The organism is Rubritalea tangerina, assembly GCF_042683245.1.
Lineage (GTDB): Bacteria > Verrucomicrobiota > Verrucomicrobiia > Verrucomicrobiales > Akkermansiaceae > Rubritalea > Rubritalea tangerina.
This window is the reverse complement of the sequence record NZ_JBHUJB010000040.1, coordinates 12,841-28,663: the sequence shown is the minus strand read 5'-3', so window position 1 is coordinate 28,663 and position 15,823 is coordinate 12,841. Positions and strand designations below refer to the sequence as shown.

Genomic DNA, 15,823 nt, shown 5'->3' with positions numbered 1-15,823 from the left:
ATCACTCACCATGGCTCATAAGAAAGGACAAGGTTCCGTTAAGAACGGCCGCGATTCACGCAGCAAGCGTCTTGGCGTTAAGAAGTTCGGTGGCGAAGTTGTTACAGCAGGTAACATCATCATTCGTCAACGTGGCACTAAGTGGACACCAGGTAAGAACGTTTACATTGGTAAAGACCACACAGTTCACGCATACATCGATGGCACAGTTTACTTTGACCAGTCAGGTCGTCGCGTAAACGTTGCTCCATTGAGTGCGTAAGTCAGAGACTCTGATTCATTTTCCATCGGTCTTAGGTAATCACACCTAAGGCCGATTTTTTTGTTTAGCGGGCTGGTATTTGTGTGTGTGTGGGGATTTTGCTGTGTTGCATGAGCGGGGAAGTCGGGAGGTTGATGGTTCTTAAGAGTAGAGGATTATCAAGTGGGGTTCATGAGATCTTTTAAAAATCTATGGGCTTAGGTGGTTTATTGGGGGAATTTTAAAATTATTTGTGGTGTGTGGGGGGAAAAAGTTGAGAAAGGGCGATCATTTGTGGGGGTGTGCTTGTCAGATAGTCACTGACCGCTTTGTTGGTGCGACGCGCTGATGGAGTGGGAGGGAAACTCCCCGAGCTGAGTAAGGGACTCAGCGTGAGGGATGTGTACAACACAACCATACAAACACAACAATGATAAGAACGATAACGACGGTGGCAGCCAGTGTGGCTTTAGCTGCTTCGGCGCAGGCTGCGACCTTTATATTTGATAACAATGATCTGGCTAACAACACGATTACGCTAAGTGACGGGCTCTATACCAATAGCATGATTGTAGATGGGGTCACTTTGGTAATGACAGTGAGAGCGGAGTCGAACTTCACAGGAGCGTCGGTCCCATCAGGCGGCGCGGCTCCGGATGCTTTCGTAGGATCTGTAGGCAATGGTATTGGTGCAGCAGGAAGTGGTACTGGGAAAGATGCTCAGACCTTGACGACTCAGAGTGCAGGTTCTAATGGGGCGCCGGCATTAGAGCAGGGTGTAGAGTCCCTCTTTATTAGTTTTGATTTAGATGTCGATCTTGTCGAATGGTATGTTGGCAATGCTGGTGCTGGCGAGTTGTCGACGATGCGCTTTGGTGTGGCAACGGACAGCCATACTGGTGGGGGTGCGGGAACTTTCACGAACATCACTGAGCTTATGGCTGGTGAGGAACTAGAATTTACCGCTGGGTTAGGCAATACCATTTCGTTGGGGAGTGCGCTGGGCATGATTCAAGTGGAAGCGGTGGCAGTTCCTGAGCCTGGGGCGACGGCATTGCTTGGTCTTGGAGGGCTTGCATTGATCTTACGTCGTCGCAAGTAATACGATCTCTCGACTCGGAGTGATCGGAGATTGAGATGTCTTTTATGCGCGCTCTCAGTGCTTGGGTGGCGCGCATTTTTTGTGAAGGTGTGTGTAGGGCAGGATTATGCTTGCTATTTCTGAGGGGCGGGCGCATAGCTCGCGACCTCGCAGGTGGAATAAGCACCTTGGCCGCCATTGATTTATGTTGAATAGGTATCGATCAGACGCGGCTTGAGCAGGACAAACCGTATTGATTATGACCGATTTAAAATTCACGGACTTGGGATTATCCAAGCCCCTTCTTGATGCCGTAAACGAGCTAGGCTTTGAAGCTCCCTCACAGATTCAGGCATTAGCGATTCCGAAGATTCTTTCAGGAAAGGACATTGTTGGGCTTTCTGAGACTGGCTCTGGTAAGACAGCGGCGTTCACTTTGCCGGCGCTGGAGTTGATTGACCAAGAATTGTTTCGCCCGCAGGTATTGATATTGTCACCGACCCGGGAATTGTGTGTGCAGGTATGTGAAGAGGTGCGCAAGTTGGGCACTAAGCTTCCGAGCATGCGTGCGACTCCAGTGTATGGTGGTGCACCTATCGACAGGCAGATCAAGGGCTTGCGTGGGGCGCAGATGGTGGTGGGGACACCGGGGAGATTGATGGACCACCTGCGTCGTGGGACATTGCGCACTGACGATTTAAAGTTGGTCATTTTAGATGAAGCGGACCGCATGTTGGACATGGGATTCCGCGATGACATGGAAGAGATTCTGAGTCAGATTGAGGGGCACCGTCAGACCTTATTTTTCTCGGCGACGATGAATAAGAATGTCGAGAGGTTGATCTCTAAGTTTGGTGATGCTCCAGAGAAAGTGGAGGTGGCGAAGAAGACATTGACCGTGGATCGTATCGACCAGTCGTATTACGAGGTTCGCAATCGTTCTAAGGTGGAGGTGCTTTCGCGTTTATTGGATATGAATGCCTTCCGTCTGGCAGTGGTCTTTTGTAATACAAAGCGTGCTGTGGATGAGGCGACTGAGGCGTTATTGGCGCGTGGTTTTACGGCTGATAGATTGCATGGTGACATCACCCAGCAGATGCGTGAGCGTGTGATCAACCGCTTCCGCGAGGGCAAGGTGGAGTTGTTGATTGCTACCGATGTGGCGGCTCGTGGTCTGGATATTGATGAAGTGGATTTGGTGGTGAACTATGATTTGCCACAGGATCCAGAAGATTATGTGCACCGGATTGGGCGTACGGGTCGAGCTGGCCGCACAGGTAAGGCTGTGTCCTTTGTTTTCGGGCGTGACGTTTATCGTCTGCAGAATGTGGAGCGCTATACGCGTCACAAGATTCGCAGAGAGAAGGTGCCATCTCAGGAAGAGGTGGAAGGGAAGCGTGCCGATGTGCTTTTTGAGAGTGTGAAGCTCAAGCTCGAGGAGCAGAAGAAGGGAGCACCATTCCTCAACCTTGTAGATCGCTTGTTAGAGCAAGGGTTCGCTGCGACTGATATTGCTGGCACCTTGTTTGGGATGATGCGAGAAGCTGTGGGACGTGAGGGTGAGGAGATTCAAGAGGACCGTCCTGGCAATGACCGTGGGCGCGAGCGCAGGGATCGAGGTGAGAGACGTGACCGCGGTGAGCGTCGGGAACGTGGTGGACGCCGTGAGCGCGGCGGGGACTTTGACCGTGAGGCACGTCGCAATGAGGTGGCTGATGGGATGAAGCAGGTCTTTATTGGTATTGGTGGTATTCTCGGTGTGAAGCCTGGGGAGATTGCCGGCATGATTTACAGCTCTTGTGATGTGAAGAGTGGTTCACTGGGACGCATTCGCATTTTCCCGAAGCATACTCTTGTGCAAGTGCCAGAGGGGAGTGAGAACAAGGTGATTAATGGGCTCAAGGGGCAGAAGTTGCGAGGGAAGCCGTTCCCTTGTCGCCTAGACAGAGACCTTTAGGCTCCTGCACGTCACATGGGCCAGTAGCCCCTATGAATGGGCGCGGCTTATGCAGTGCGCTCATTGGTTGATTTAACAAGAAAGCGCGCTTCGGATGAGGCGCGCTTTTGGTATTTAATTACTGGCTAATTTTTTCGAGGGTGGGGAGGATGGCCTCGGCCCAGATTTCGTAGCCTTTGGGGCGGAGGTGAATTTTATCTCCGCTGTAGGCCTCGGCTTTGAGGCTACCATCTGGGTTGGTGAATGCGGGAGCAAGGTCGAGGTAGGTGACGCGTTCTTTATCTCCGAGTGGGGCGATATTTTGTTGGATTTTGGCGATTGTTTTACGACGTGCTTCCTCGGGGTTTTGTCCGGAAGGGAAGGGGCCGAGGAGGAGGATTTCGGTCTCAGGAAGTTTGGCGGTCAGTTCTTCGACGAGGGCTTCGATTCCTCCGGTGATTTGATCGGCGCTATGTCGGGCGGTGAGGAGGTTATTGACACCGATCATGAGGACGACGGCTTTTGGGTTAAGGCCATCGAAGTTTCCATTTTGTAGTCTATACAATAGGTGTTCGGTGCGGTCGCCAGAGATGCCAAAGGAAGCCGTTTTCCATTTATCTGCGAAGTAGCGATCGATGGGGCGCTTGCCGCCTTTTTCGGCGAGTCGTTTTTGTGATCCGGTCCACGATTGGCTGATAGAGTCGCCGAAGAAGATCAATTCGAGGTCTTGGTTTGCTTGGGTGAGTTGGTTTATTTTAGTGAGTTGGTCCCACCATGTGCCGCCGCCCCAGCCAGCAGGTCCGCCGCGGAACTCGGCTGAGGGGGATGGCAATGCGGCGGGGTTGGTAAAGCTGTAGTTACAGCGCAGTGCGAAATCGACGATTGGTTTTGGGTTTGGCAGGGCGTGTGGGTGGTGGCCTTTACCTTCTTTGAGGATGAGCTCTGCGTAGCCGTCGAGTTTTTGGGCTGCGCGTTGTGCGTTCTCCATTCCTGGGACCACGTCATCGGCGGTGCCGACGAGATAGAGGAGGGGGATGCCAGCTTGTTTGAGTTTTTCGACGGTATCGATGGGGTTTGCTTTGAACGCTTTGGCCTCGTCGTCAGATTTGAAGCCATAGGCATTTTTGCATTGTTCCCACGTTTTTGCGTGGCCTTTGCCTGAGCCGAAACCAGCGGGCCAGCTTTTGATATCCATGACGCAATTATCGCCATAGAGGCCGGCTACTTTTTTGGGATTGGCGAGTGCCCAATTATGGATGGGGAGGCCACCGCGGCTCATGCCTTCGAGGAAGGGTGTTTTTGAGAGGCCGATCGACTGCATGGCGTAGTAGAATTTGTCCCAGCGCTCGATGGCTTTAGGTGCGCCGAAGAGGTTGGCGACATCGCAGTAGACGACATGCCAGCCGAGTTCTAACATCGTAACATCGAATTGGGGTTGGTGGCCCCAGAAGCGGGCTCTCCAGACCCAAGGTTTTCCTTTGGCGGCGACTTTGGGGCTGACGACTTTACAGGAGGTTCCTTGGAACTTGAAGTTCTGCATGGCGTAGCCGTGGAAGTTTCCGAGTTTGGCATTCTCCATTGATTCGGTGGTGAATGTTTCGTCGCGCTCGGTGGTGAGGTAGGTGTGGAGTGAGCGGGCCATGACTTCGGCGCCGAAGGCATTGGGGTGGACACCGTCGGGGATCCAGTCGAGGTGGTTGATGAGTTTGGGGTGGAAATCGAAGAGTTCGACATCGGCCTCGAGAGCGGTCTGGCGGATGAGTGGGGCGACTTCTTTTCGCACGACCTTTTCGGTGATGCCCCAGCGATCTTTGGCGACCGGGACTGGCTGGCAGAGGATGATGCGAGGTTTGGTTGGGAGGTCACGGTAGGATTTGATCAAGGACTTGGTGTCGTCTGAGAACTCGGCCTTAAATTTCCAGTTGTGAGGTTTTGAGTCATTGGTGCCCAGTTTGATGATGACGATATTGGGCTCGAAGCTGAGGGAGTTTTGGTAGGCTTTTTCCTTGGTGTAGGGACGGTCACCTTTGTTGAGCATGGTGCGGGCGCTGACGCCGAAATTGCGGACTTCGTAGTCGTCGCCGAGGAGGTAGCCGAGCTGGGCGGGGTAGTTGAGTTTTTCGCGGGCGGCGACGCCGGCTCCAAAGGTGATCGAGTCGCCAACGCAGGCAATTTTAGTTTGAGCGGCGAGGCTCAGAGTTAGAGCTGCGCTCGTGATGAGTATGGATTTCATAGTATCGGATCGAATGTTGAGAAAGGGTACTTGAGGTGTTGAGTATGCCTTTCAGGGATACATGTCATGCTGGGGAGGAACGTGCAGATATGATTGCTAGATTGAGCTGTAAGCGCACTAGCCCCAGTGGAGTTTTTGTCTGAGAGTTGAGAAGTAGGATCTATCTTTGAGGCGTAAGAGGTGGAGTTGGTGGTCGGCCTTTTTGACTTCGATGCGTGCGTCGGCTGGGAGTTCTATGACCTCACGGCCATCAATGGAATAGAATGAGGGGCATTCGGTGGGGTCGGCACTGACGAGTTCGACAACGGATGATTCATCTAAGACCAACGAGCGATTGGTGAGTGAGTGGGGGCAGATGGGGGTGACGACAAAGGCTTTTGCGATTGGGGAGAGTAAGGGGCCACCAGCAGCGAGGGAGTAGGCAGTGGAGCCAGTGGGGGTGGCCACGATGAGGCCGTCTGCGTGGTAGTGGTTGAGCAGGGCGCCATCGATGTAGGCGTCGATGGAGATGAGGCGTCCGGTTTGCCCCCTTGTGAGGGTGATTTCGTTCACAGCAAAGTCACTTTCGGTATTACCATTGGCGTAGGAAATGGTGGTTTGAAGTAAGATTCTGGGGACGACTTTGAAAGATTGTTCGACGAGTGCTTCAGCGAAGAGGTGAAGTTCGTCATCTGTGCAGGAGGTGAGAAAGCCAAGCGTGCCGATATTGATACCAGCCATGGGGGTGTCGGTGGGGCCGATCCGGTGTGCGGCATTGAGCATGGTGCCGTCGCCGCCGAGGACGGCGAGAACATCGCAGCGTTTGGCGAGGTCGGTGGCGGAGTAGGGGGAGGAGGATTGGATAATGTTGGCAGAATCATTTTCTAACTCTACTTCGATTTGGTATTTCGCCAATAGGGTGGTGAGGGCGTGGATGGTATTGGCTGCGCCTGCTTTGTGAGGATTGGCGATGATGCCGACTTTCATGTTGGTGAGTGTGAAGTTAGATAGCCCAGCTGTGAAGCTCTATATTGAGTCAGATGGGGGAAAGTGGATGTGGGTGGTGAGGGACAAAAAAAGCGTGCCCGAGTGAGTGGGCACGCTGGAGATATGCGGTTTGGGTTCTCGGGCTTACTTGCTGGAGAACTTCTCGTAATTTTCTGCGACGACGTCCCAGTTCACGACATTGAAGAATGCAGCGATGTAGTCTGGGCGGCGGTTTTGGTAGTTGAGGTAGTATGCGTGTTCCCAGACGTCGAGGCCGAGGATTGGTGGGCAACCACAGCAATCAGCGAACTCACCCATGATTGGGTTGTCTTGGTTAGGTGTGGAGCAGACAGCGAGGGTGCCGTCTTCTTTTACGCAGAGCCATGCCCAGCCTGAACCGAAGCGTGTAGCACCAGCGGCAGCGAATGCTTTTTTGAACTCTTCGAAGGAGCCGAATGCGGTATCGATTGCTTCAGCGAGTTTGCCGGAAGGAGCGGAAGCGCCACCAGGAGTGATGACATTCCAGAAGAGGGAGTGGTTGAGGTGACCGCCACCGTTGTTACGGACAGCTGCTTGCTTTTCAGCAGGCACCTTGCTGAGGTCGCCAACGAGTGCGCAGATTGGGAGCTCAGCGAGTTCGCCAGTACCTTCGAGGGCTGCGTTGAGGTTGGTGACGTAGGCGTTGTGGTGTTTGGAGTGGTGGATCTCCATGGTGCGAGCATCGATGTGTGGTTCGAGAGCATCGTATGCGTAGCCGAGTTCTGGAAGTTCGTGTGCCATAATGATATTTTCTAATATGTTTTGCGCTGACTGCTGAGTGTGTTAGTCACATGTGGCAGTAAAGCTGATGCTGGTAGTATGGTGCGGCTTTCAATTTTCGCAAGTATCAAGATATGAAGATGACACCGGAAATGTGTGCAATGTTAGGAGCTGATGTATCGCCTGAAATGTGGGCGATTGTTGGTGTGGTAGCGGTGGTGGTAGCCGTTGTTGTTGGTTTATTAGCCAGCTCGGGAAAGAAAGCGGCAGTTTCAGCCATAGAAGGGAAGCTAGAGGGCTTATTAGCGGCTGAGAAGACGCGTGCTGATGAGCTTGATAGACGCCTGAAGGATGTGGAGAAAGACAACACTGCTTTGAAGGTCAAGGAAGCTGATTTGATGAGCACCGAGGCTGGCTTACGGGCGAAGCTCGAGGCTGAGCAAAAACTCCTCAAGCAGAAGGAAGAATTGTTAGCAAAAGCGGAACAAAAGTTCACGGACACCTTCAAGGCACTCTCACAAGATGCGTTGAAAGCGAGTCAGGAGCAATTTTTACAGTTAGCCAAGACCTCATTTAAGGCGCAGCAAGACAGCGCGAAGGTGGACATGGACAAGCGAGTGGAGGCGGTCGAGCGGATGGTGAAGCCGATCAATGCGTCACTGGAGAAGGCGCAAACGCAAGCTCAGGAATTAGAGAAGGCGCGGGAGGGAGCCTACACATCATTGCGCGAGCAAGTGCGTCACATGCAAGAGACGCATCTTGGGTTACAGAAGGAGACGTCACAGTTGGTAAAGGCATTACGTCAGCCGACTGGACGGGGCCAATGGGGGGAGATGCAGTTACGCCGAGTGGTGGAGATGAGTGGGATGCAAGAGCATTGTGACTTTGAAACTCAGACGACTACGACGACTGATGAGGGCAAAAAGTTGCGTCCAGATTTGATTGTGAAATTACCTGGCGGGCAGCATATCATTGTGGATTCGAAGGCGCCGATGGATGCGTATTTGGATGCGGTGGAGGCGGATGATGAAGCTGTTAAAGAGGTGGCGCTTGCACGTCATGCTGCGCAGGTGCGCACGCACATCCAGCAGCTTAGCAGCAAGAAGTATCAGGACCAGTTTGAAACGAGTCCGGAGTTTGTGGTTTTATTTTTACCGAGCGAGGCCTTTTTCTCAGCGGCATTGGCACAGGATAGCAGCTTGATTGAGAAGGGGGTGGACCAGGGAGTGATATTGGCGACACCGACGACCTTGATCGCATTGTTACGTGCTGTGGCGTATGGTTGGCGCCAGGAGGCGTTGGCTCAGAATGCGCAGGAGATTTCTGGGGTTGGCCAAGAGCTTTATGAGCGCTTGAGCAAGTTCACTGAGCATGTGGACAAGTTAGGTAAGTCCTTAGGGACGACTGTAAATCATTTCAACAATGCTGTTGGGTCCTTGGATTCACGGGTGTTGGTGAGTGCCCGCAAGTTTGAGGAGCTGGGGACAGCACCTGAGCAGACACGGCTTACAGATGCTGGACCTTGTGAGAAAATGGTGCGTGAGACCAAGGTCGTGACTCCGAGTTTGACGGTACAGGAGGCGGAAATGCAGGAGGCGGCTGAGGCGATGGATGCTTTAGAGCCGGCAGCTGGCTTTGGTGACTTTGCCTCTGTAGTTTCAGGTGACACTGAATTTGAAGGCTTCACCGCAGAGGGTGAAGGCGACGGCATTTAAGCAAGCACCAGGCTAGGTGGATTTGTAGCACTTCTCTCTATCGCATCTGATAGAGAGTGTGCTATAGCTTAGGTATGCCATCATTTTCCGTTTCTGAGTCGATAACGATCAAGGAAAAGCGTGAGGACGTGTATGCGTTCTTGCGCGACTTAAAGAACTGGCCGGAGTGGTCGCCGTGGATTATTTGTGATCCAGAATGTCGGGTGGATTTTGGGAACCACCGATACACGTGGGAAGGAGCATTTGTTGGGGTGGGTGAGATGGAGATTGCTAAGGAGACGCCTCACGAATCCATCGCCTTTGCATTAGTTTTTCAGAAGCCCTGGCGTTCGCGAGCGCAGGTGGAGATGCGGTTGAGCGAGCTTGATGGGGGGACTGAGGTGCGGTGGACCATGGCGAGCAAGTTGCCATTTTTCCTTTTTTGGCTGAAGCCGACGATGGTTCAGTTAGTGCGCATGGATTACCAGCGAGGTTTGAAGATGCTGAAGGAATTGTTGGAGACTGGAGTGATTCACTCGACATTGGATTTTGTCGGGGAGCAGGAGATTGCTGGCTGTCCGTACATAGGGATTGAGCGTCATTGTGCGATTGATGCGATGGAGACTGCGATGGAGGAGGATTTCGGGAAGTTAATGGAGTGGGCGGCAAAGGAAGAGAACAAGGGTCTGTTAGCAGAGGCTTCGCGCAAGCCGTTTACGATATACCGAAAGTGGGACTTGAAACAGGGCTTGGTGCACTACCGAGTGTGTCACCCGCTGAAGGAGAGCCTTTCTGAGGTGCCGTATGGTTTTGAGAGTGGTGAGCGTGCGGCGTGTCGCGCGTATGTGGTGGGGCACACGGGGGCATACCGCCATCTTGGTAATGCTTGGTCAGCGGCGATGTTGCGAGCACGGGCTCGACTGTTCAAGCAGAGCAAGGAAGTGATGCCCTTTGAGAAGTATGTATCGATGCCAGGAGAGGTTGGGGAGGCATCGACAGTGACACTGATTTGTTTGCCCTTGAAATAGGGATGAGCACGGTGGGGGATGGCGGTGTGGGTACTTGCATCTTTTGGGAGGTGAGCTAGCGTGCGCGTCATGCAAGCAGACGCCGTTTCTCAGTTGATCGCCCACCGCCGTAGTATCAAGCCCGCATTGATGGATGCGACGCAGCCGATTTCTCAGGAGCTCTGGCAGCAACTTTTTGAGGCGGCGAATTGGGCACCGAACCATGGATTGACTGAGCCATGGCGGTTCTTCGTCTACTCAGGTGAGAGCAGGGGTAAGATAGCGGAAGCTCTGCAAGCGTCGTACAAGGCGGAGACTGCGGAAGGGGAATTTCGCCCCGAAAAGTATGAGAAGATGGGCAAGAACCCGTGGCTGGCGCATTCCGTTGTGGCATTGGTCATGAAGCGTGACCCGAAGAGGAAAGTTCCCGAGGTTGAAGAAATTGAAGCGGTTGCGTGTGCGGTGCAGAATTTACATTTGTTAGCATCAGCTGTTGGCTTGGGAGTTTTCTGGTCGTCGCCAGCAGTGACGTACGGGCCGAGTTTTGCTGAGGCCTTGGAGATTGGAAGTGAAGACAAGTGCCTTGGCTTACTCTATGTGGGGTGGCCGAAAGAGGGAAGCGAGTGGCCGGTGAGTAAGCGTACGGATGCGATGGCAAAAGTGGCATTTAAATAGCTAGCGCGAAGGAGCGCTTGGCAGTGCAAAGGTGGCGACTCAAGTAAGGGGGGAGAAGTGCCAAGGGACTGCGGCAATCGCAGACAAGCTACCTTTGCTTCGATTAAGACCTGGAGGATTCACCAGCTGAAACTCCACAGCCCTTGACGGGGGAGGATGTAGGCTTGGGGGGGGAGAATTGCAAGAACGATTTTATGGGGATGCTTTTTGCCTTTTCCAAAAGTGGAGGGAGCGCTTTAGTGGTCGTGTGGCAGCTAAGGAAATATTTGTAGAGGTACGCGACCTGCACAAGAGCTTCGGTACACAGAAGGTACTGAAGGGGGTGACGGCGAAGGTGTACAAGGGAGAGACCTTAGTATTACTTGGGGGCTCTGGTGGTGGGAAGTCTGTTTTGATGAAGCATTTCATTGGTTTGATGGCACCGGATTCGGGTGAAGTTATCGTGGAGGGTGAAAATATTTCGGGGATGAGTGAGCGAGAATTGGGCAAGATCCGTCGTAAGATGGGTATGATGTTTCAGAATAGCGCGCTTTTTGACTCGATGACTGTCGGGCAAAATATCGCATTTCCCTTGCGGATGGGGGGCGAGAAGGATGAGCAGAGGATTGAGAGGCTAGTGGATGAATCGTTGGAGATTGTGCGATTGCCGGGTCAGATGGGGAAGATGCCTTCGGATCTTTCTGGGGGGATGCGCAAGCGAGTGGCGTTGGCGCGGGCAATTGTGGATCGTCCTGCTTGTGTGTTATTTGACGAGCCGCACGCTGGCTTGGATCCGATCACGGCTGATTCGATTGATCACTTGGTGAAGGATTTGCAGGCGAATCATGAGATGACGAATGTGATTGTGACCCACGAGATGCGCAGTGTGTTCCGGATTGCTGACCGAGTGATGTTTCTTAAGGAAGGGCAATTGTACTGGGAAGGCACTCCGGAGGAATTGAAGGCAGCGACGGACCCGGAGCTGAAAAACTTCATTGAGGGGCGCTCCGGGGAGGATTGGGACGCATGATGCGCCGGGCCGCTTTGGGTGTTGTTTTGTGGGGGACGTGTTCCTGGGGGCACGGGGCCGCTGACTATGAGCTCAAGCCTGCGGAGTACTCGAAGGCTGGAGATAAGAATGGGGTGACTGCTCTTGCGAAGAGCTTGCCTGATTTACTGAAGCGGCGTGGTGCTAAGGAGAGCTTGAAGTGGGTGTTAGGAAAGCTCGATGTACCTGTCGATTCACAGATGTTAGTGTTTTCAAAGACGAGCGAGCAAAACCCGTTGATTCACCCGCGCAACCCGAGAGCCATTTATTTCTCAGAGGATTATTACATCGGATATGTACCTGGTGGGGTGATTGAGTTGATAGCGGTAGATGATCCATCTGGTCCGATGTTTTATACTTTTGATCCAAGGCAGGGGGATGGGAGCCCGGGGTTTGTGCGTGATAGGTCATGCCTGCGTTGTCATGCATCGGCTCGCACGCAGGATGTTCCTGGTATGTTAGTGCGCTCGGTGCATGCGGATCAAGACGGTCAATTAGCTTTACAGTGGGGGAGTTATTTGACCTTGCCGAGTAGTCCACTAAAGGAACGTTGGGGTGGATGGTATGTGACGGGAACGCATGGGGACGCGCAGCACATGGGCAACAAGGTTACTAAAAAGTTAGAAGATGGAACTTACCAATACCAATTTGAGCACGGGCAAAATGTGGAGTCGTTAGATGCGTATGTGGACCTGAACCGGCACCTGACCGATACGAGTGATATTGTAGCTCTGATGGTGATGGAGCATCAGATTGCGGTACATAATACTTTCTATTCGGCTATGTTTGGTTACCAGCGAGCGGCATTTTTGCAGCGGGCCTTACATCCTGATGAATATCCGGAGGATAATGCTCAGCTAAAGCGATTGGAGAAGTCTTATAGTGATGCGGTGCTCAGGGCCATTTTGATGGTAGACCATGTTGCGCTACCAGTGGATGGGGTGGATGGAAGTGCCGCGTTTCAGGAGGCATTTAAAGAAGCAGGAGTCCGCAGTGTGGAAGGGTGGTCGCTGCGCGACTTGCGCTTGCAGAAGCGACTCTTTAAGTATCGCTGTAGCTATATGGTGCACAGTGCGGCCTTTGGGCATTTGCCATTGGCAATTCGTGAGCAGGTATTGGAGCGGCTCTATCAACATTTGAACCACAAAGCCGAGCCGGGGTTTCCAGAACTTAGTGAGCGGGAGAGGGAGCGCATCCATGCCATTTTACATCAAAGCATAGCGGGATACCCCGGGGGAGTCGTGCCAAAGTAAATCAATTCTTGCATGTGCTAGAATGTGAGAGAAAATACGCAATATGGCCCTCAAGGAAAAACGCCCCGAAACAGTGGTTGGCCTTTTTGTGTTACTAGGTTTTCTCACCTTAGCAGCATTGATTGTGCAATTTGGTCGTGTGGGTGAAAGCAAGGGAGACACCTACCATGTATCTGTGGAGTTCAAAGATGCTTCCGGTTTGATCAAGGGGAGTGAGGTCAGGATGGGGGGGGCTAGGATTGGGCGTGTGCTCAATACGCCATCATTGACTGATGAGCTTACGGTGTTAGTCAAATTGTCCTTGGATGACAGGGTGAAAATTTATGAGGGCTCTCAGTTTATGATCCAGTCGATATCCTTGTTAGGGGATAAGATGATCGTGGTGATTCCACCGGAAGATGGGTTGCGCGAGGCAACTTTGCAGGATGGCGATCAAGTGACCGGTGGTGGTGCTGGGGGCTTAGATGCCTTGCAGTCTGATGCGGAGTCGGTGGCGCGTGATGCGCGCAAGTTGATGAAGGATGCACGCACCTCATTGCTAAAATTTGATTCGGCTTTGGATGACATTCGGGTGGTATCTGGGCGACTAGGCGACACTTTGGAGAAGGTGAATCAGGGGGTGCTTGGGGATGAGAACTTGGAGAACTTGAAGAAGTCGATTGCTAATCTGGAGCAGGCGACTGAGAGCTTTAAAGGGTTAGGCAAGGGGCTTGAGCCTTCGGTTGCCGAGGTGCGTGCGGCGATAGCGAGTGTGAAAGATGCGGCTGACGCAGCGGAAAAAACCTTTGATGTGGTCCAGACGGAGGTGAAGGAATTGCGGCCCGCTGTGGAGGAATTACCGGCGACGATTAAGGAGTTTCGCACGGCAGCCACAAAAATCAGCAAGTTTGTGGACAATGCTGATGCGACTTTGAATGGGCTGAGTGATGGGGATGGTTTGTTGGGTACGTTGGTGTCGGATGAGGAAGTGAGTGCCGACACGAAGATTTTCATCAAGAATTTGAAGCGTCACGGGGTGCTGGGCTACAAGGATGATTCCACTTATGACGAGCGTGATCCTGAGAGGAGTCGATTCCGAGGGGTGCGACGATAGAGGGCAGTCTGTCGAATTGTGACAGTGGGATTGGCACAAGATTGACAATCTGCTTGCAAGATCTGTGCTACACGTAGCGTTATAGTCGCTACAACGCAGATATGATGAAATCACTCACTTATAATACCCTGCTGGTAGGTATACTGGCAGGATCCGCATGGGCCCATGAGGGGCATGATCATCCACCGAAGGCAAAGACTTTGACTGAGGTGGTACGCACTGGGAATGGAACGTTTACCTATGAGAATGTTCTCGGCTGGGGAAAATTACCTGATGGAGCTAAGCTAGGGCCTACACACGGGGGAGTCGCAGTGGCGAAAGACGGGATGGTTTACGTGAGCACGGATGGTGAGCAATCCCTTTGTGTGTTCAAGTCTGATGGCACTTTCGTGAAAGCGATGGCGCCTGAAGCTCAGGGGATTCACGGGCTTCAGATTACGAGCGAGGGAGACAAGCAATACTTGTACGGTGCGCAGCTCAATGCTTATGGGAAGAAGAACAAGCACCTTCGCGCCGTGAAGTTAGATCTCGATGGCAATATCGTGCTAGAGATCCCCAATGCTAAGACTGGGGAGATCCAGGGGGGAGTGAAGGGCATCACTGGGATTGCCGTTGCGCCTGACGGTTCGATTTTTGTGAGTATGGGGTATGGGTCGAATTTGATTCATAAATTTGACCAAGAAGGGAAGTTGCTAAAGAGCTTTGGTGGCAGAGGTAAGGAGCTTGAAAAGTTCAAGACCTGCCATGGCTTGGGGGTAGATACACGATTTGGCGAACCCCGTTTGTTAGTATGTGACCGTGAGAAGCGCAGATTAGTGCATCTTGATTTGGAGGGGAACTGGATTGGGGTGTACGCGAGTAACTTGCGTCGTCCGTGTGCGGTAAGTTTCCACGGAGATCACTGTGCGGTGGCTGAGTTAGAAGCGCGCGTGGTGATTCTCGATAAAAATGGCACTCCCGTCTCCTTTGTTGGGGACAACCCCAATAAAGGGCAGTGGGCTAAGTTTGGGGTGGCTCCGAAAGACCAGACACCCGGGATTTTTTCGGCACCTCATGGATTGAGCTTTGATGCTGATGGAAACCTTTACGTCCAAGACTGGAACACGACTGGGCGAGTTTCCAAGCTGAAGCTGGTGAAATAAGGGAAGCAATTTTGAAGGCCTCGCACAAGGGTGCGGGGCCTTTTTTGTATCCATGCTGATGGTGCGTGGGGAAGCAACGATTGCTGCTGGGAATCTTGGCACGGGATGTGTTACACTTTGTGAGATGCCAAGTTACCATCCAGATTTGCAGACATTTTTGGTTCCTCTATCTGAGCGCGAGCTCACATTGCGCGAAGCGCTCGACAAGTTAGAGGCTATAGGTAATGAGGCATCTGAGGTTCCCTTCATTGTGCAGATGATGGAGAACCCTGGTTTTTCCTTTCCACCTTTTAGTATGTTCAAAGGGCGAGTGAGTTTGTTTCAGCACGACTGCATTCATTTATTGTTAGGTCGCGGAACGACCTTGATAGATGAGGCATTTACGATTGGTTTTACGATGGGCTCATCGAATGCGATGAGCACGACAGCATCGAAGATCTTTGGTTATGTAGCTGGCCATTGGTACCCCAAAGCGTATCGTTTTCCACCGCATGCCAACAAGGTTTATGAGGATGCTGTGCACTTGGGGATGGTTTCTGAATGTGTGCCTCTCGAGCTGGTAGACTACCACCCGTACATGGATTGGAAGCTTGGAGCATTACGCGAGGAACTAGGGATAGAAGTTGATTTGTTAGAAAGCTACTATCGTGTGGAGGCTGCACGCAACCCAGACATTGCAGCGAGCCAGCGCTTGTGTCCGCAGGTTTGAGAGTAAG

The 15,823-nt window shown here is 52.5% G+C and carries 14 protein-coding genes; 11 read left to right on the top strand and 3 right to left on the bottom strand.

The window, feature by feature from the left end:
• Positions 1-10: 10 nt before the first annotated feature.
• The 3 genes from rpmA (at position 11) to ACFSW8_RS09945 (ending at position 3,279) form a co-directional block, all read left to right on the top strand.
• Positions 11-262: a 50S ribosomal protein L27 gene (gene rpmA, locus ACFSW8_RS09955; protein WP_377088570.1), complete on the top strand. Its 252-nt coding sequence runs from the start codon at positions 11-13 to the stop codon at positions 260-262.
• A 409-nt stretch (positions 263-671) separates the two neighbouring features.
• The gene (locus ACFSW8_RS09950; RefSeq protein WP_377088572.1) at positions 672-1,343 is read left to right on the top strand and encodes a PEP-CTERM sorting domain-containing protein; all 672 of its coding nucleotides are present in this window, start codon (positions 672-674) and stop codon (positions 1,341-1,343) included.
• Positions 1,344-1,581: 238 nt separating this feature from the next.
• Entirely contained in the window at positions 1,582-3,279 is a 1,698-nt protein-coding gene (locus tag ACFSW8_RS09945; RefSeq protein ID WP_377178127.1) for a DEAD/DEAH box helicase, read from the top strand.
• A 118-nt stretch (positions 3,280-3,397) separates the two neighbouring features.
• Here ACFSW8_RS09945 and ACFSW8_RS09940 read toward each other — a convergent pair whose 3' ends face one another.
• The 3 genes from ACFSW8_RS09940 to ACFSW8_RS09930 form a co-directional block, all read right to left on the bottom strand.
• On the bottom strand, positions 3,398-5,491 hold the full coding sequence (locus ACFSW8_RS09940) for a GDSL-type esterase/lipase family protein (RefSeq protein ID WP_377088578.1): 2,094 nt from the start codon (positions 5,489-5,491) through the stop codon (positions 3,398-3,400).
• A gap of 117 nt (positions 5,492-5,608) precedes the next feature.
• The gene (locus tag ACFSW8_RS09935; RefSeq protein ID WP_377088580.1) at positions 5,609-6,457 is read right to left on the bottom strand and encodes an NAD(+)/NADH kinase; all 849 of its coding nucleotides are present in this window, start codon (positions 6,455-6,457) and stop codon (positions 5,609-5,611) included.
• A 144-nt stretch (positions 6,458-6,601) separates the two neighbouring features.
• On the bottom strand, positions 6,602-7,237 hold the full coding sequence (locus ACFSW8_RS09930) for a superoxide dismutase (RefSeq protein ID WP_377088584.1): 636 nt from the start codon (positions 7,235-7,237) through the stop codon (positions 6,602-6,604).
• A 113-nt stretch (positions 7,238-7,350) separates the two neighbouring features.
• On the opposite strand from ACFSW8_RS09930, the gene ACFSW8_RS09925 reads away from it, so the two are divergent.
• From ACFSW8_RS09925 to ACFSW8_RS09890, 8 genes are all read left to right on the top strand, one after another.
• Positions 7,351-8,931, top strand: a complete 1,581-nt coding sequence (locus tag ACFSW8_RS09925; RefSeq protein WP_377088586.1) for a DNA recombination protein RmuC — start codon at positions 7,351-7,353, stop codon at positions 8,929-8,931.
• A gap of 74 nt (positions 8,932-9,005) precedes the next feature.
• Entirely contained in the window at positions 9,006-9,938 is a 933-nt protein-coding gene (locus ACFSW8_RS09920) for an SRPBCC family protein (protein WP_377088588.1), read from the top strand.
• A gap of 69 nt (positions 9,939-10,007) precedes the next feature.
• Positions 10,008-10,592: a nitroreductase family protein gene (locus tag ACFSW8_RS09915; RefSeq protein WP_377091425.1), complete on the top strand. Its 585-nt coding sequence runs from the start codon at positions 10,008-10,010 to the stop codon at positions 10,590-10,592.
• Positions 10,593-10,839: 247 nt separating this feature from the next.
• The gene (locus ACFSW8_RS09910) at positions 10,840-11,601 is read left to right on the top strand and encodes an ABC transporter ATP-binding protein (RefSeq protein ID WP_377178125.1); all 762 of its coding nucleotides are present in this window, start codon (positions 10,840-10,842) and stop codon (positions 11,599-11,601) included.
• The gene (locus ACFSW8_RS09905; RefSeq protein WP_377178123.1) at positions 11,598-12,872 is read left to right on the top strand and encodes a hypothetical protein; all 1,275 of its coding nucleotides are present in this window, start codon (positions 11,598-11,600) and stop codon (positions 12,870-12,872) included. The genes ACFSW8_RS09910 and ACFSW8_RS09905 overlap by 4 nt, the downstream gene beginning before the upstream one ends.
• Positions 12,873-12,915: 43 nt before the next feature.
• Positions 12,916-13,965 carry an MlaD family protein gene (locus tag ACFSW8_RS09900; RefSeq protein ID WP_377088593.1) on the top strand — a complete coding sequence of 350 codons (1,050 nt, stop codon included), beginning with the start codon at positions 12,916-12,918 and terminating at the stop codon, positions 13,963-13,965.
• A gap of 101 nt (positions 13,966-14,066) precedes the next feature.
• Complete coding sequence (locus ACFSW8_RS09895; protein ID WP_377088595.1) at positions 14,067-15,107, top strand: NHL repeat-containing protein; 1,041 nt, start codon at positions 14,067-14,069, stop codon at positions 15,105-15,107.
• Between the two features lie 124 nt (positions 15,108-15,231).
• Positions 15,232-15,816, top strand: coding sequence for a hypothetical protein (locus ACFSW8_RS09890; RefSeq protein WP_377178121.1), 585 nt, complete (start codon positions 15,232-15,234; stop codon positions 15,814-15,816).
• Positions 15,817-15,823: the final 7 nt, after the last annotated feature.

Coding starts and splice junctions, on each gene's coding strand:
- rpmA (WP_377088570.1), top strand. CDS start 11: ATGGCTCATAAGAAAGGACAAGGTTCCGTTAAGAACGGCCGCGATTCA.
- ACFSW8_RS09950 (WP_377088572.1), top strand. CDS start 672: ATGATAAGAACGATAACGACGGTGGCAGCCAGTGTGGCTTTAGCTGCT.
- ACFSW8_RS09945 (WP_377178127.1), top strand. CDS start 1,582: ATGACCGATTTAAAATTCACGGACTTGGGATTATCCAAGCCCCTTCTT.
- ACFSW8_RS09940 (WP_377088578.1), bottom strand. CDS start 5,491: ATGAAATCCATACTCATCACGAGCGCAGCTCTAACTCTGAGCCTCGCC.
- ACFSW8_RS09935 (WP_377088580.1), bottom strand. CDS start 6,457: ATGAAAGTCGGCATCATCGCCAATCCTCACAAAGCAGGCGCAGCCAAT.
- ACFSW8_RS09930 (WP_377088584.1), bottom strand. CDS start 7,237: ATGGCACACGAACTTCCAGAACTCGGCTACGCATACGATGCTCTCGAA.
- ACFSW8_RS09925 (WP_377088586.1), top strand. CDS start 7,351: ATGAAGATGACACCGGAAATGTGTGCAATGTTAGGAGCTGATGTATCG.
- ACFSW8_RS09920 (WP_377088588.1), top strand. CDS start 9,006: ATGCCATCATTTTCCGTTTCTGAGTCGATAACGATCAAGGAAAAGCGT.
- ACFSW8_RS09915 (WP_377091425.1), top strand. CDS start 10,008: ATGCAAGCAGACGCCGTTTCTCAGTTGATCGCCCACCGCCGTAGTATC.
- ACFSW8_RS09905 (WP_377178123.1), top strand. CDS start 11,598: ATGATGCGCCGGGCCGCTTTGGGTGTTGTTTTGTGGGGGACGTGTTCC.
- ACFSW8_RS09900 (WP_377088593.1), top strand. CDS start 12,916: ATGGCCCTCAAGGAAAAACGCCCCGAAACAGTGGTTGGCCTTTTTGTG.
- ACFSW8_RS09895 (WP_377088595.1), top strand. CDS start 14,067: ATGATGAAATCACTCACTTATAATACCCTGCTGGTAGGTATACTGGCA.
- ACFSW8_RS09890 (WP_377178121.1), top strand. CDS start 15,232: ATGCCAAGTTACCATCCAGATTTGCAGACATTTTTGGTTCCTCTATCT.